The organism is Halomonas sp., from assembly GCF_052095695.1.
Classification (GTDB): domain Bacteria; phylum Pseudomonadota; class Gammaproteobacteria; order Pseudomonadales; family Halomonadaceae; genus Vreelandella.
Genome location: NZ_JBQDLQ010000017.1, coordinates 1 through 15,178 on the forward strand (window position 1 = coordinate 1; position 15,178 = coordinate 15,178).

A 15,178-nucleotide genomic window follows, 5' to 3' on the forward strand; every position below is an offset into this window, starting at 1 on the left:
CCATTTCACGGGCGATATCGAGGAGCTCGGGAACGGTTTTTTGCTTGAGTTCAGTAAGATTCATCGGTGTGTTAGAAAATTGCTCATGGAAGCTGGGCGCTAGGCGCCGGGAATAAGACAGGAGGCGTTTAAGTTACGCCGTGTGATGCGTTCAGACCCCGGAGAAGACACGCGCTCGAAAATGAAAGGAACTTGATTGGGCTCAGTTAATAACACTATTGGCTAGCGTTATTAAGGCTCAACTCGAGGGTGCTAACAGTTGTTTAATCCGGTTCGCACAGGAGAGTGGCGAAACCAGTGGGCTATCTGACGACTTGGAAATCTGGCTGACGCTAACGAGATAAACCATGAGTAACGTCTGGGGCGACCAAGATGCCGTACTTGAACGACGAATGTAAACGGTTTGTTACCATAACGCCGCGCTTGTGGACACACTAACAAACTAGGTCATATCAAGCCAGTAGCTCGATGGTAGTCAAGCATCGCGACAAACGCAAGTCTTTGGTAATTGACAACGGATAAAGCTCACCGCAACCTTGGCACAGATCATAAGAAGGATAGCGTATGCCCCAGGACCTTTCGACACCCATTACCGCCACGGCGGAGACAGAAAGCGTTGCGCCGCAGCGGTTTGCCGCGATTGACCTGGGCTCCAACAGCTTCCATCTTTTGGTGGCCAACTATCAGCATGAGCGTCTGCAGGTCGTCGCCCGACTGGGCGAAAAAGTCCAGCTGGCAGCAGGTTTAGATGATGATGGGCTGCTCAATGAAGCAGCCATACAGCGTGCGCTGGACTGCCTGGGCCGCTTCGCGCCGTTTCTTAGCGACATTCCCCATGGCAACTTACGCATCGTCGGCACTAACGCGCTGCGCGACGCGCGTAATAGCCAAGCCTTCATTGAGCGCGCGGAAGCTCAGCTGGGTCACGCTATCGAGATTATTGCCGGTCGCGAAGAAGCCCGCCTCATTTACCTGGGTGCTGCTCACGCGCTGGCCGAAAACGGTCGCCGCTTAATTGTCGATATCGGCGGCGGCTCCACCGAGTTCATCATTGGCGAAGCCTTTGAACCCAAAGCATTGGAAAGCCTGCGCATGGGCTGCGTGACCTTTTCTCGACGCTTTTTCCCCGATGGCGAGTTAAACGAAAAACGCATGCGCCGTGCTGAAATCGCCGCCCTTTCAGAGCTCGCTAATATCCAGCGCCCTTATCAGCGCTTAGGCTGGGACGACCCTGTCGGCTCAAGCGGCACGATCAAAGCTGCCGCTAGCGTGTTGCATGCTTACGGCGATACGCCTCACGAAGGGGTTATTACGCGCAGCGGGTTAAAAAAACTGCGCGAGCGCCTGCTGAAATGCAAGCAGCTGGATAAAGTCGAGCTGGATGGCCTAAAGACTGATCGCGCCAAAGTCTTCCCTGCGGGGGTTGCCATCCTAGGCGCGATTTTTGAAGCCTTCGATCTCACGCAAATGCGTTTTGCGGACGGCGCCCTGCGCGAAGGCGTGCTCTACGATATGGCGGGACGCAATAGTGCTGAAGATTCACGCTCGAAAAGCCTGGAATCGCTGAAGCGAACCTACGATGTAGATACTCGCCAAGGAGCCAATGTCGCCGACACCGCCGAGCGTTTATTTAATCAGGTACGTCATGCCTGGTCGTTAGGCCCTGCCCAGGCGCGCCACTTACAGTGGGCAAGCCATGTGCATGAAATTGGCCTGGCGATTTCCCATAGCCAATTTCACCGCCATGGGGCCTACCTGTTAGAACACTCGGACCTCGCCGGTTTTTCACGCCCGGAACAGCGCCAGCTGGCCTTTCTAGTGCGCGCCCATCGACGTAAATTTCCGCTAAAAGAGTGGCAGGCGCTGCCAGAAACACAGCAGGCAAGCGCTCAAAAGCTTGCCCGGCTGCTGCGCTTGGCGGTTTTATTTAATCATTCTCGACCTGAGGCGACGCCAGCGCTGCCGCTATTAAGCGTCGATAGCGACAGCTTGACGATTACACTGCCAGACAGCGATGAACCCACCCTGCTGAGCACCGACCTCGAACAGGAGCAGGCATTCATGCAAGCCGCGGGGTTTAATTTTGCGGTTAAGCAGGTGAAGGCTGAGGCGTAAACTCGACCCCTGCAGCCTGCCAGAGCAGCCTACCAGGGGGTGCAACCACACCAATACAGGTCTCTGCCTGCATCACCACCACTAGCCGCTCGCGCTCCCAGGGCGGCACGGATGCCTCTTGCAGCAACCGCTTTAAATCGCGCCGACCACGCCCGGACAGTTGGATCACTTCGCCCCCCTTGCGCCAGGCTACTCGCAGCCGTTGTGAGCAAGTCACCTGCCAGCCTAACCACCCCAATGGCGTTTCCAGCGGCGTTTGACCGTCCCAGAAAACATCCCACGGCGGTAGCGATTCAAGCCTTGTCGTCACGTAGAGCCGCTGACGCCATAGCCGCGCCTGACCACCCGACCACTCAACGCAGACCTCTGCATCAGCCCTCGCCGTCAACTGCTCCAATAGGCTTTCTAAGCGTTTTTTCGGCGGCGGCGGCAAGCCTTGTTGTTGGCACAGCGCCCGCACTAGCAGCCGCTGACGCGGGCGTGAGCATCGATTAAGCGCATCGACATCCACCTGACCAGCATTGGTCATAAGGCCCGCTAGCTCTGCTGCAACATATTCGCCCAGCACGGCATCCGACTCATGCGCATGCGCCGCGCTATTCGCTAACGCGTGCGCGGCGCCTGGCCAGCGCTCCTGGATCTCCGGCAGTACGCGATGGCGCAGGCGGTTACGGTCGAGGCTAATATCAGCATTGGTAGGATCTTCACACCACGTTAGCGCTAGCGAACGCGCCGCGGCTTCCAACTCGGCTCGACGTGCGCTCAGCCAGGGGCGCACAAGCGTAATGCCCTGAGATTCACGCCGATAAGGCATGCCCGCCAAGCCACGTAGCCCGCTGCCACGCAGCGCAGCGAGCAGAAACGTTTCGGCCTGATCATCTTGGTGCTGGGCAAGCCATAGTGCATCGCCAGGGGCTAGCGTGGCGTAAAATGCTTCGTAGCGAGCGTTACGGGCCGCCGCTTCGATACCCTGCCCCTGCGCAGCTACCGTGACATTGACTACCGTCAGCGGCACATTCAGGCGCTCACACAGCGCCCGCGAATGCGCCTCAAAGGTCTGGGCAGCCGCCTGAAGGCCGTGATTGATATGAATAGCGCGAACGCAGCGATTAGCCTGCTTGCCTACCATGGCAGCGAGCGCCGCCAGTAGGCTCGAATCTAAACCGCCGGATAGCGCCACCCAAACAGAGCGCCCCGGCGGGGTTTCCGCCAGGGCGTCGTTAAGCAGGCTTTGCAGTGTGCTAAGCGGCTGGGGCGCCATAGCTCATTAAGCGCTTGTAGCGGCGTTCCAGCAGCGCCTCGGTGTCCATCGACTGCAAACGTTCTAAGCTGGCAGACAGCGCCTCTTTAACGCGCTCAGCGGTGGTTAGAGGATGCCGATGCGAGCCGCCTAACGGTTCTTTAATCAATGAATCGACAAACCCTAGCTCTTTTAGACGCTCGGCGGTAATACCCATGGCCTGAGCAGCGTCAGAGGCTTTGGCCGCGCTCTTCCATAGAATCGAGGCGCAGCCTTCCGGCGAGATCACCGAGTAAGTCGAGTACTGCAGCATTTGTAGCTCGTCGCAGACGCCAATAGCCAGCGCGCCACCGGAGCCGCCCTCGCCCACCACGGTAGAAATAATCGGTGTTTTCAGTCGTGACATAACGGCCAGATTGTAGGCAATTGCTTCTGACTGACCGCGCTCTTCGGCATCAATGCCGGGATAAGCGCCAGGCGTATCGATAAAGGTCAGAATCGGCATTTTGAAACGTTCGGCCATCTCCATCAGGCGGCACGCTTTGCGATAACCTTCTGGACGCGGCATACCGAAATTGCGGCGCACTTTCTCTTTCACGTCACGGCCTTTTTGATGGCCAATCACCATCACCGGCGCATCGTTCAACCGCGCAACCCCACCAACAAGAGCGGCATCGTCGGCGAAGTTACGATCGCCGTGCAGCTCATCAAAGTCAGTAAAAATATGCTCAAGATAGTCGAGCGTATAGGGACGCTGCGGGTGACGCGATAGTTGAGAAACCTGCCAGGGAGTTAAATCCTTGAAGATAGATTCCGTCAGCTTGCGACTTTTTTCTTCCAGACGAGCAATCTCATCGGAGAGATTCACTTGATTACTGGAGCTGACTAAACGCAACTCTTCAATTTTTGCCTGAAGCTCGGCAATGGGCTGTTCGAAATCGAGATAATTAGGATTCATCGGCGCTACCTGTAAGAAGCCTGATCAAAATAAGCATTGATAAATAATGAGAGAATAAGAGCATTATCGCACCCTGACTCTGCCACGCAAGGTGAAGAATTCTTTGCCGCTTGGTTAGCGGTAGCGAAGCTGGACGCCCGCCTGGCCCTGCACATCTCTCAGCGCTAGTAATAAATCATCGCTAGGCGCGACCTTCCACTCATCGCCAAGCTCAAGCCAAGCCACTGCTGCCGGATGGCGATACTGCAGCCGCACGGGCAGCCCCGCTTCATCGCGGTATGGCGTAAGGCTATCACGCAGGCTCTCAACTAAACGGCCGTTGATTTGCTCAGCGTCTAGAGCAAGTTCAACCGCCTGACCATAGCGAATCCGGGCCGTCACCATGGGCGTAACGTCTTTACCGCGCAGACGCAAACCGCCAGAAAATTCGTCGCTGGAGACTTCGCCTTCAACAATTAACACCTGATCGGACTCAATCTGCCCGCGCAGTTGCTCGAATAGCTCGCCAAACAGCGAGGCTTCAATGCGGCCGGTGCGGTCATCCAAGGTGATAAACGCCATGGTATCGCCGCGTTTGGACTTCATCGTGCGCATGCCAACCACCAGCCCTGCCACACGCTGAGGATCGCGAGAGGGTTTTAAATCGCTGATGCGAGTGGAAACAAAGCGCTTTAACTCGCGCTCGTACTCGTCAATCGGATGACCGGTTAGGTAAAGCCCTAGGGTATCTTTCTCCCCCGACAGCCTTTCGCGATCAGTCCACTCACGAGCGCTGAGATACTCGGCGTAAACGTTGCTCTCGCTGTCGTCGGCTTCGGCGAATGCATCGCCAAACATATCCAGCATGCCCAGATTCTGATTGGTATGATTCTGCGCAGCGGCTTTTAACGCGTCTTCCATCGCCGCGAACAGCACCGCACGATTAGGCCCTATCGTATCGAGTGCACCGGAACGAATAAGCGCCTCCAGGGTGCGCTTATTCATCCGTTTAGGATCCATACGCCGGCAAAAGTCGAAGATATCCTTAAACGGGCCGTCCGCCTTACGGGCATCAACAATGGCACCAATCGGTCCTTCGCCCACACCTCGGATCGCGCCCAGGCCATAAACAACGCGCGCGTCCGTGTCCACCGTGAATTTGTAGCCCCCCACGTTGACATCTGGGGGCGTCACCGTGAGCTTAAGATTGCGACACTCTTCAATCAGCGGCACCACTTTATCCAGGTTGTCCATTTCGGTGGACATGACGGCCGCCATAAAGGGCCCCGGATAGTGGGCTTTTAACCAAGCGGTTTGATAAGACACCAGCGCGTAGGCTGCCGAGTGCGACTTGTTAAAGCCGTAGCCGGCGAATTTTTCTACTAAGTCAAAAATGTTACCGGCCAGATTTTTATCGATACCGTTGGCAGCGCAACCTTCCATAAAGCCGTCGCGCTGCTTAGCCATTTCTTCGGGCTTTTTCTTACCCATCGCACGGCGCAGCATATCGGCCTGGCCAAGGCTGTATCCGGCCATGACCTGAGCGATCTGCATGACCTGCTCTTGGTAAAGAATGATGCCGTAGGTAGGCGCCAACACCGGCTTAAGCAGTTCATGCTGGTAATCCGGGTGTGGATAAGAAACTTCGGCCCGGCCGTGCTTACGGTTGATAAAGTCGTCGACCATGCCCGACTGGAGAGGCCCGGGACGGAACAGGGCCACCAGGGCAATCATGTCGTCTAGTGAGTCGGGCAGCAGGCGCTTAATCAGTTCCTTCATGCCACGCGACTCAAGCTGGAACACCGCGGTAGTTTCGGCGCGTTTTAGCATTTCAAAGGTCGGCGCATCGTCCAGCGGAATGCTCTCGATATTCAGCGCCCCCTGACCATTAACGCTACGCACCTTATCGACCATCTCCAGCGCCCAGTCGATAATCGTCAGCGTACGCAGACCCAAGAAATCGAATTTGACTAGGCCCGCTTCTTCAATATCGTTTTTATCGAACTGGACGACGAGGCCTGAGCCGTCTTCATCGCACAGCAGTGGTGAGAAATCGGTGAGTTTGGTCGGCGCTATTACCACGCCGCCCGCGTGTTTGCCGGTACCCCGCGTGGTGCCCTCTAGCTTGAGCGCCATCTCCCAGATCTCTTCGGCCTCTTCGTCGTTGCCGATAAACTCTTTAAGCGCTGGTTCTTGCTCAATCGCTTTGGACAACGTCATGCCGACTTCAAAAGGGATCAGCTTAGAGAGCTTGTCGCCCAGCGAATAAGGTCGGCCCTGAGCGCGAGCAACATCCCGCACCACGGCCTTCGCCGCCATGGTGCCGAACGTAACGATCTGCGAGACCGCGTTACGCCCGTAGCGCTCGGCCACGTACTCAATGACTTTGTCGCGTTTTTCCATGCAGAAATCGACGTCGAAGTCGGGCATGGAAACACGCTCAGGATTCAAAAAGCGCTCGAACAGCAGGTCGTAGCCAATTGGATCTAAGTCGGTAATTTTTTGCGCGTAGGCTACCAACGAGCCTGCACCCGAACCACGCCCTGGCCCTACCGGCACACTGTTATCCTTCGCCCACTGGATAAAGTCCATCACGATCAGGAAGTAGCCGGGAAAGCCCATCTGAATAATAACGTTCAGCTCAAATTCAAGCCGATCGCGATAGCGCTGGTCGATCGCTTTGTATTCGTCACTCTCGCGAGGATAGCGCTCAGCGGGAAATAAGAAATCCAAGCGATCCGTCAGGCCATCGTGGGAAACCTTGCGGAAAAATTCGTCCTGCGTCATACCCTCGGGAATTTCGAACTCAGGCAGGAAAATTTCGCCAAGACGCACGTCTACGCTGCAGCGCTGGGCAATCATTACGCTATTTTCTAGCGCTTCGGGAATATCGGAGAACAGCGCCGCCATCTCATCGGGGCTTTTTAGGTATTGCTCTTCGGTATAACGACGCTCGCGGCGCGGGTCGTCCAATGCTTTGCCTTCGCCAATCGCCACCCGGGTTTCATGCGCCCAGTAATCCTCGCGCGCCAAAAAACGTACGTCATTGGTAGCGACTACCGGCGTCCCAGTCTCGATGGCTAACTTGACGCTTGCGTGAACACAGGCCTCTTCCAGGGGGCGCCCGGTACGTACTAGCTCCAGATAAAAACGCTCAGGAAAGGCTGCCTGCCATTCTTTCAACAGCGCTCGCGCGTCATGCTCGTGATCAGATAGCAGGTGGCGGCCAATTTCGCCCTCGCGAGCGCCGGAGAGCGCAATCAACCCCTCGCTCTGCTCCATCACCCACTGCCTGTCAAGAATGGCACGCCCCTGGCGCTGGCCGTGAGTCCAGCCCTTAGAGATCAGCTCGGTGAGGTTACGATAGCCAACGTCGTTCATCGCCAGCAGCGTTATACGGTAAGGATGCGATTCGTCGTGCGGGTTCTGGAGCCATAAATCGCTGCCAATCACGGGCTTTAAACCAGCGCCCTGGGCCGCTTTATAGAACTTTACCAGACCAAATAAATTGGTTTCATCGGTCAAGGCCAGCGCCGGCATCACCCGTTCAGCGGTGGTACTGACCAGCGATTTAAGCTTAACCAAGCCGTCGACCAGGGAGTACTCACTGTGCAAACGCAGATGGACAAACGGTACCGTCATGAAACTCTCGCTAAATAAATAAACAGGCTTAAAGCAGCGCTAGCTGACGCTGAACAGGCGCGAAACTGCGGCGGTGATCTGGCAAGGGCCCATGAGCGGCCAGCGCGGCGAGATGCTCTTTGGTGGGATACCCCTTGTGGCGCGCAAAGCCATACTCAGGATAGCGCATATCCAGCGTCACCATCTGTGAGTCGCGCGCCACTTTAGCCAAAATGGACGCCGCGGCGATAGCCGCATGGCGGGCATCGCCTTTTACCACGGCTTGCCCGGGCAACCGGTGACCGGGCAGCTTGTTACCATCGACGAGCAGATACTCGGCCGAAGGCGTCAGCGCATCAATGGCTCGGCGCATGGCTAAGTGAGTGGCGTGATAAATATTTAGCGCGTCCACTTCGGCGGCACTGGCCTCTGCTACCGCAAACGCAATTGCCCGCGCGCGAATCTGCTCATCCAGCGCTTCACGCCGACGCGCGCTTAATTTTTTTGAGTCAGTCAAACCGTCAATTGGATGGGCAGGATCCAGAATGACCGCAGCGGCCACGACGCTGCCAATCAGTGGCCCGCGCCCCACTTCATCGACCCCGGCAAGCCGCTGGCCGATATAGGCAATCTCTATAGGCGGATAGGCGGCGTAGTTAATCGTCATAAGCCTCCTCCCATGGCTGCCCTGCTGCCAAAGCGCCGAGCGCTTCAGCCGCGCGCCGGCTAGCGTTGCGCTGCAGCGTGGCGTGTATCTGGGCAAAGCGCGCTTCAAGCGCGTAACGGCTCGGTTCATCGGTCAACATAGCGCTGAGCTGGTCAGCAATCGCCTTAGGCGAGGCGGCCTCCTGAATTAGCTCAGGCACCAGCGTTTCTTGCGCAATCAGGTTCGGCAGCGACACCCACTGCGTTTTCACCAACCGCTTCGCCAGCCAATGAGTCGCCGGCGCCATTTTGTAAGCGACCAGCATCGCCCGGTGGCAGAGCATCGCTTCAAGCGCCGCCGTACCGGAGGCGAGCAAAACAATATCGCTTGCCACCATGGCTTCGCGGGCTTGCCCATCTAGCAGGCTGGTGCGTTCGGCGAGCAGCGGATAGTCGGCAAGTAGTGCACTTATTTCACGACGTCGATCAGGCGTAGCGGCGGGAATAACAACGTGCAGCGCGGGATGACGCTGACAAAGCTGCTCGGCAGCGACCAAAAAAGTAGCGCCTAAAAAACGCACTTCGTTAGCGCGCGAGCCCGGCAACAGAGCCAGCACCGGCGCATCAGCAGGCAAGTGGAGCTCACGACGCGTAGCACCACGATCATTTTCAAGCGGTAGCTCATCGGCCAGCGGGTGGCCAACAAACACGACGGGGACTCGATGGGCGCGATAAAAAGCAGCTTCAAAGGGCAGCAGAGTCAGCATACCGTCGACTGATTTAGCGATGCCTGTCACGCGGCCCTGACGCCACGCCCAAACGGAGGGGCTGACGTAATGGGCGGTCGTAATACCCGCCTCGCGGAGCTGTCTTTCTAGCCCCAAGTTGAAATCAGGTGCGTCTATACCCAGCATAATATCCGGCTGCCAGGCCAGCGCTTCTATTTTTAAGGTACGCCGCACACGAATCAGCTCAGGCAGATGCTTGAGCACTTCAACCAGCCCCATGACTGACAGGGTTTCTAATGGAAAACGACTTTCCATACCCTCAGCCTGCATGCGAGGCCCGCCGATACCACGAAACTCAACACCCGGATGACGCGCTTTCAGTTCGCGCATCAATCCTGCGCCCAGAATATCGCCGGAGAGCTCCCCGGCCACGAGATAAACGCGTTGCAGGGTCATAAAATAATTCGCATGGGCTAGCGGGTAATGCCGCGTGTCGAGCGCTCAATAGAGGCGGCAAAATGCTCTACCTCAGGCAAATCAAAGCGGCTGCGCATGTCGGCAAGCGCCTGCTCTGTCGTCAAGCCCTGGCGATACACCATTTTGTAGGCTGCAGTAAGTGCGTTAATCGCTTCGCGACTAAAGCCTCGACGCTTCAAACCTACTAAATTAAGGCCGCGTGCTTCAGCGGGATTCCCATTAATCATGATATACGCGGGCGTATCTTTGGTGATAATCGACCCACCGCCCGCCATGGCATAATCGCCAAAGTGGCAGAACTGATGCACTGCCGACAAACCACCAAGGATGACGTAGTCGCCGACGGTGACATGCCCAGCCAAGGTGACCTGATTAGCTAAGATGCAGTCGTTACCAATAACGCAATCATGCCCAACGTGCACATAGGCCATAAATAAATTGCGCGAACCAATCGTGGTTTCACTGCGATCCTGAACCGTACCGCGATGCAGCGTGGCGCCTTCACGAATTACGTTGTCGTCGCCCATCACCAGGCGCGTTGGCTCGCCTGCGTATTTTTTATCCTGGCAGTCTTCGCCTACAGAGGCGAACTGAAAGATACGCGTACGCTCGCCCAGTGTAGTGGGGCCTTTAACCACCACATGAGGGCCAATGACAGAGCCTGCGCCGATAGTGACGTCTGGCCCAATAACACTAAAAGGACCCACCTCAACGTCATCGGCTAGACGCGCCGCTGGGTCGACCAAGGCAGTAGGATGTATCAAGCAACCTTCCTCTCGGCACAAATAATTTCCGCTTCGCAGGCTAGCTCGCCATCCACAGAAGCGCGACAGGCGAATTTCCAGATACCGCGTTTACCTTTGATAACGTTAGCTTCTAACGTGAGCTTGTCACCGGGCATAACCGGACGTTTGAAGCGCACTTTATCGCTACCTACTAGATAATAGACGTAGCCATCGGCCGGTAGTTTATTAACCGTTTTAAAGCCAAGAATGCCACACACCTGGGCCAGCGCTTCGATAACCAGAACACCGGGCATGATCGGATGGTGCGGAAAATGTCCGTTGAAAAACGGCTCATTGATGCTAACGTTCTTGTACGCAACGATGGACTCACCGATGGTCAATTCCGTTACTCGATCCACCAGCAAAAACGGATAGCGGTGGGGCAAGTATTCGCGAATTTCATTGATATCCATAACCATCGTAGCGACCTCTAAAATGACAAATAAACCTGGAACACCTGAGGGGAGATCAGGTAAATACCAGCACGCCTGCGGGTGAAAAGGATGTGGATTATACCCCGCCGCTATCTAGCCTCAAGCTAATGGCGGATAAAATCATTCAGCACCTGTTAATCTCGCTGCTTTTTTTCCAATCGCGCTAAACGCTTGGCAATATCATCGAGCTGCTTAAAGCGCACCGCGTTTTTCCGCCACTGGTTATTGGCCATGGCACCAGTGCCCGAAGAGTAGACGCCGGGCTCATGAATAGAGTTCGTGACCAGGCTCATTCCTGTCACTTGAACGCCATCACAAATGGTCAAGTGGCCGGACAGCCCGACGCCTCCGCCCAACATGCAGTGCTTGCCGACTTTCGTTGAGCCTGCAATGCCGACACAGCCCGCCAATGCACTGTGGTCGCCAATAATAACGTTATGGGCAATTTGCACCTGGCTATCGATTTTAACGTCATTGCCAATCACCGTATCACCCAGCGCGCCACGATCAATACTCGAGCAACTGCCGACCTCCACATCATCACCCAGCACAACGCCACCCAACTGAACAATTTTATGCCAGCCTGCACCATCGTGAGCAAAGCCAAACCCATCGCCGCCGATGACACAGCCACTTTGCAGGATCACGTTCTTGCCAATAACGACGCTATGACAGACGGTAACGTTAGCATGCAGGCGTGTACCTTCGCCGAGCTGGCTATCTGCCCCGACCATACTACCGGCACCAATAACAACGCGGCTGCCAAGCACCACTCCTGCTTCCACGACTGCGTGCGCCTGAATAGAAACATCGTCACCTAGCTGAACGTCATCGGCCACCACTGCCGTCGGGTGAATACCGATCACGTCGCGCGCCGGCAACGGATCAAACAGCTGAGAGAGCTTGGCATAACCTAAATACGGGTTATCAATTTCCAGACGCGGCACAGGGCAATCTTTGCCATGCTCGGGGTGTAGTAACACCGCCGCTGCCTGGGTCGTTGCCAAATCTTTCAAATAGGCACGGTTCGCCAAAAAGGCCACTTGATCCGGCTGCGCTTCTTTTAGCGTCGCAAGACCTCGTATCGGCTGCTCAGCATTGCCCTTAAAGGCAACGCCTAAGTGGCGAGCAATGTCTGCAAGAGTAAGGTGATGAGAAGCGTGCGTCATGGGAACCCAGAGAAGCTTTGGTGTAGCCAGACCACACCAAACATCGTTTAAGTTTAGTTCAAGCCATCAAAAATCTGAGTGACTTCGTCGGTCAGATTAGGCAGGTCAACACCGGAGTGAAGTACGCCCTGTGGCTCAACCAGCACGTCTATGCCGTGACGCTCCAGCACTCGCTCTACAGCTTGCTCTAGCTTGGATTCAGCGCTTTCTAAAAACTGCTGTTCAGAACGCTGCTGCGCCTGCATCACTTCTTGGCGAAGTTGCTCAAAGCGGCTGCCCTTTTGCTGCAATTCGCCTATCAGCGACTCACGCTGGGACTGCCCCATTGTTTCACCTTCGTTTTGCAAGCGCTGCTGGAGCTGCTGAAGCTCGTTGCCAAGAGACTGCGCTTCCCGCTGCTGGCTGCCGATCTGACCTTCCAGACTACTCAGTGACGCTTGAGCAGATTGGGTATTCATCAACGCTGCTCGCCAATCAAGTACGGCCACTTCCGCCGCATGAGCAGGTAAAATCATCGCGCCCAACAAGCATACAACCGCTGTCAGTTTACGCATTGTGTTAACTCCTTAGGTCACGCTAGTGCGCGCCACCATGGCACGCGACCTAGCAAAATTAAAACGGCTGCCTCTTAGAGCTCTTAGAACGTTTGTCCCAATGAGAACTGGAAGAACTGTGTATCGTCACCGCTCTCATCGTTCAATGGGCGCGCAACACTAAACGTTAGCGGGCCCACCGGTGTCAGCCAAGAAAGGCCAATACCTGTGCTGTAGCGCAGATCACCTAAATCAACGCCCGAGTTACACTGCTGACGGCCGGCATCTTCATCCAGCACATCGTAGCAAGAGCTCAGGAAGGTATTACCACCATCTAAGAACAGCGATGTTTGCAGTGCGCGCTGATCTTCAATAAAGGGCAGCGGGAAAATGATCTCGGCGCTGCCTTCGATTGAAACGTTACCACCCAACGTACGATTACGGCCGCCCTCAGAAGATGGCGTTGTGCGCTGACCTAACGTATTAGAGGTAAAACCACGCACCGAGCCTAGGCCACCGGCGTAAAAGTTTTCATAGAAGGGGAACGGGTCGCTGCCGCCTAGCGTGTCGGCATAGCCGACATTGCCGGTAAATTTGAGCGCGAAGGACTCATCAGCGTTGATCGGGAAAAGCTGCTGGGCACGCGCACGCAGCTTATAGTATTCCGCATCGCTGCCCGGCACACCGGTTTCTACTGAAAGGCGCTGGTAGTTACCAGCCGTCGGCATGATACCGCGGTTAAGGTTGTTACGTGTCCAGCTGGCCGTTAGCTTAAGGCTTTGCGCGTCTTCACCCTGATCTTCCACATAGCGGCGAATTTCAGAGGCCGTATCAAAATAGGTTTTGACCGTTAGGTCTTCAATACTGGCGCCAAAGTTTAGCCGCGATAGCTCGCTGACAGGGTAGCCGAAGTTAATACCCGCACCATAAGCATCCGTCGAGAACGTAGAAATATCGGAGTCGGCATAGTCGGTTTCGCGGTAGAAAACATTGTAACCGCGAGAAATCCCATCAAGCGTCCAATAGGGGTCGGTGAAACCAAAGTTGACACTGGTAAAGGTATCGCTGCGCTGAGCCCCTATGTTGACCCGATTACCCGTGCCAAGGAAGTTGTTCTGCGATAGGCCGACGCCGTAGATAACGCCGGCACTTTGAGAAAAGCCAACGCTCGCCGACACCGAACCTGAAGGCTGCTCTTCAACGTTATAGGTAACATCCAGCAGATCCGGCTCACCAGGAACAGGCTGCGTATCCACTTCTACTTGGCTAAAGAAACCCAGTCGCTCTAGACGCTGACGTGATTGGGTGATGGCATCCGTCGAAGCAGGCGCGCCTTCTAGCTGAATCATCTCGCGACGCAGCACTTCATCTTGAGTGGTGGTATTACCAAAGAACTCAATGCGGCGCACATAGGCACGCTCACCAGAATTAACGGCGATGACCAAATCGACCGTCTCGCCGTCGTCCGATATTTCAGGCACGCCCTGAATATCAGCAAAGGCAAAGCCTTCCGCGCCTAACCGCTGGCGCAGGGCCTCAGTGGAGGCATTGACATCACCACGCGAGAAAATCTCACCTTCGTTAACGGTGAGCAGTTGACGGGCTTCGTTTTCGCTGATCTGTAAATCACCCGCAAAACGAATATTACCAACGCGATACTGTTGACCTTCATCAACGTTTAACGTGATGAAAATCTCCGATTTCTCGGGACCAATCGACACCTGAGTCGAGGTAACGTCAAAGTTGACGTAGCCGCGGTCTAGGTAGTAAGAACGCAGTCGCTCAATATCGCCCGACAATGCTTCGCGGGAGTACTCGTCGCTAGAGAACCAGCCAAAAAACCGCCCTGGCCGATCGTTTAACTCAAATACTTGGCGCAGAGTTTTGTCATCAAAGGCTTCATTACCAATAATATTGATCTGGCTAATTTTAGCAATTTCGCCTTCATTGATGTTGATATTGACCTGAACGCGGCCTTCATCAATTTCTTCAACTTCGGTATCAATGCTGGCGCTGTAGCGACCCTGAGACTGATAAACGCCTTCCAGCTCGCGCTGAATTTCCTCTAGCGTAGAAAGCTCCAGCACCTGCCCCTCAGAAAGACCCGATTGGCGTAAGCCATTACGCAGATCGTCTTCAGATATCTGATCGTTGCCGTTGATCTGTAGCCGTGCAATGGTCGGGCGCTCAACGACCTGAATAACGAGCACATCCCCCTCGCGGGCCAAAGAGACATCGTCAAAAAGTCCCGTTGCAAACAAATCACGAGCAGCGTCAGCCAACTGGGCCTCGCTGACGCGCTCATTGGCACTGACTGGGAATGCATTGAAGACCGAGGCGGCAGATACCCGCTGTAGTCCTTCCACTCGAATGTCTGAAACATCAAAGGATTGTGCTTGGGCGACGCTGGCGCCTGCCAGCAAAAGTGCCGCCATTCCAAGGGTCTTGATTTTCATGCAGTCAATTCGCTCGCGTTGGTCTGCCGATCATTCCA

11 protein-coding genes are annotated in these 15,178 nt (G+C 55.4%); 1 reads left to right on the forward strand and 10 read right to left on the reverse strand.

All coding sequences use genetic code 11. The features are described 5' to 3' along the window. Positions 1–564 precede the first annotated feature (564 nt). On the forward strand, positions 565–2,115 hold the full coding sequence (gene ppx / locus ACTH5D_RS05235; protein ID WP_441669047.1) for an exopolyphosphatase: 1,551 nt from the start codon (positions 565–567) through the stop codon (positions 2,113–2,115). Here the strand turns inward: ppx and tilS are convergent. From tilS to bamA, 10 genes are all read right to left on the reverse strand, one after another. Continuing rightward, positions 2,090–3,376, reverse strand: a complete 1,287-nt coding sequence (gene tilS / locus ACTH5D_RS05240; RefSeq protein ID WP_441669049.1) for a tRNA lysidine(34) synthetase TilS — start codon at positions 3,374–3,376, stop codon at positions 2,090–2,092. The two genes, ppx and tilS, sit on opposite strands and share 26 nt — an antisense overlap. Further along, positions 3,357–4,313, reverse strand: coding sequence for an acetyl-CoA carboxylase carboxyltransferase subunit alpha (locus ACTH5D_RS05245; RefSeq protein ID WP_441669051.1), 957 nt, complete (start codon positions 4,311–4,313; stop codon positions 3,357–3,359). Before ACTH5D_RS05245 ends, tilS begins: the two co-directional genes overlap by 20 nt. 114 nt (positions 4,314–4,427) lie before the next feature. Further along, positions 4,428–7,934, reverse strand: coding sequence for a DNA polymerase III subunit alpha (gene dnaE / locus ACTH5D_RS05250; RefSeq protein WP_441669053.1), 3,507 nt, complete (start codon positions 7,932–7,934; stop codon positions 4,428–4,430). Positions 7,935–7,962: 28 nt separating this feature from the next. Continuing rightward, positions 7,963–8,580 carry a ribonuclease HII gene (rnhB, locus tag ACTH5D_RS05255; RefSeq protein WP_441669055.1) on the reverse strand — a complete coding sequence of 206 codons (618 nt, stop codon included), beginning with the start codon at positions 8,578–8,580 and terminating at the stop codon, positions 7,963–7,965. After that, positions 8,570–9,742, reverse strand: a complete 1,173-nt coding sequence (lpxB, locus tag ACTH5D_RS05260; protein ID WP_441669057.1) for a lipid-A-disaccharide synthase — start codon at positions 9,740–9,742, stop codon at positions 8,570–8,572. Before lpxB ends, rnhB begins: the two co-directional genes overlap by 11 nt. A gap of 17 nt (positions 9,743–9,759) precedes the next feature. Further along, positions 9,760–10,527, reverse strand: coding sequence for an acyl-ACP--UDP-N-acetylglucosamine O-acyltransferase (lpxA, locus tag ACTH5D_RS05265; RefSeq protein WP_441669059.1), 768 nt, complete (start codon positions 10,525–10,527; stop codon positions 9,760–9,762). Continuing rightward, positions 10,524–10,967 (reverse strand): 3-hydroxyacyl-ACP dehydratase FabZ, encoded by a 444-nt coding sequence (gene fabZ / locus ACTH5D_RS05270; RefSeq protein ID WP_096282168.1) that lies wholly within the window; start codon positions 10,965–10,967, stop codon positions 10,524–10,526. Before fabZ ends, lpxA begins: the two co-directional genes overlap by 4 nt. Positions 10,968–11,116: 149 nt before the next feature. After that, on the reverse strand, positions 11,117–12,151 hold the full coding sequence (lpxD, locus tag ACTH5D_RS05275) for a UDP-3-O-(3-hydroxymyristoyl)glucosamine N-acyltransferase (RefSeq protein ID WP_441669062.1): 1,035 nt from the start codon (positions 12,149–12,151) through the stop codon (positions 11,117–11,119). A gap of 53 nt (positions 12,152–12,204) precedes the next feature. Beyond that, complete coding sequence (locus ACTH5D_RS05280) at positions 12,205–12,705, reverse strand: OmpH family outer membrane protein (RefSeq protein ID WP_441669064.1); 501 nt, start codon at positions 12,703–12,705, stop codon at positions 12,205–12,207. Positions 12,706–12,788: 83 nt separating this feature from the next. Continuing rightward, positions 12,789–15,140, reverse strand: a complete 2,352-nt coding sequence (gene bamA / locus ACTH5D_RS05285) for an outer membrane protein assembly factor BamA (protein WP_441669066.1) — start codon at positions 15,138–15,140, stop codon at positions 12,789–12,791. Positions 15,141–15,178 lie beyond the last annotated feature (38 nt).

Excerpts from the sequence above, each read along its gene's own strand:
- fabZ (WP_096282168.1), bottom strand. The coding sequence starts at position 10,967 with ATGGTTATGGATATCAATGAAATTCGCGAATACTTGCCCCACCGCTAT.
- ppx (WP_441669047.1), top strand. The coding sequence starts at position 565 with ATGCCCCAGGACCTTTCGACACCCATTACCGCCACGGCGGAGACAGAA.
- dnaE (WP_441669053.1), bottom strand. The coding sequence starts at position 7,934 with ATGACGGTACCGTTTGTCCATCTGCGTTTGCACAGTGAGTACTCCCTG.
- ACTH5D_RS05280 (WP_441669064.1), bottom strand. The coding sequence starts at position 12,705 with ATGCGTAAACTGACAGCGGTTGTATGCTTGTTGGGCGCGATGATTTTA.
- ACTH5D_RS05245 (WP_441669051.1), bottom strand. The coding sequence starts at position 4,313 with ATGAATCCTAATTATCTCGATTTCGAACAGCCCATTGCCGAGCTTCAG.
- lpxD (WP_441669062.1), bottom strand. The coding sequence starts at position 12,151 with ATGACGCACGCTTCTCATCACCTTACTCTTGCAGACATTGCTCGCCAC.
- rnhB (WP_441669055.1), bottom strand. The coding sequence starts at position 8,580 with ATGACGATTAACTACGCCGCCTATCCGCCTATAGAGATTGCCTATATC.
- bamA (WP_441669066.1), bottom strand. The coding sequence starts at position 15,140 with ATGAAAATCAAGACCCTTGGAATGGCGGCACTTTTGCTGGCAGGCGCC.
- lpxB (WP_441669057.1), bottom strand. The coding sequence starts at position 9,742 with ATGACCCTGCAACGCGTTTATCTCGTGGCCGGGGAGCTCTCCGGCGAT.
- tilS (WP_441669049.1), bottom strand. The coding sequence starts at position 3,376 with ATGGCGCCCCAGCCGCTTAGCACACTGCAAAGCCTGCTTAACGACGCC.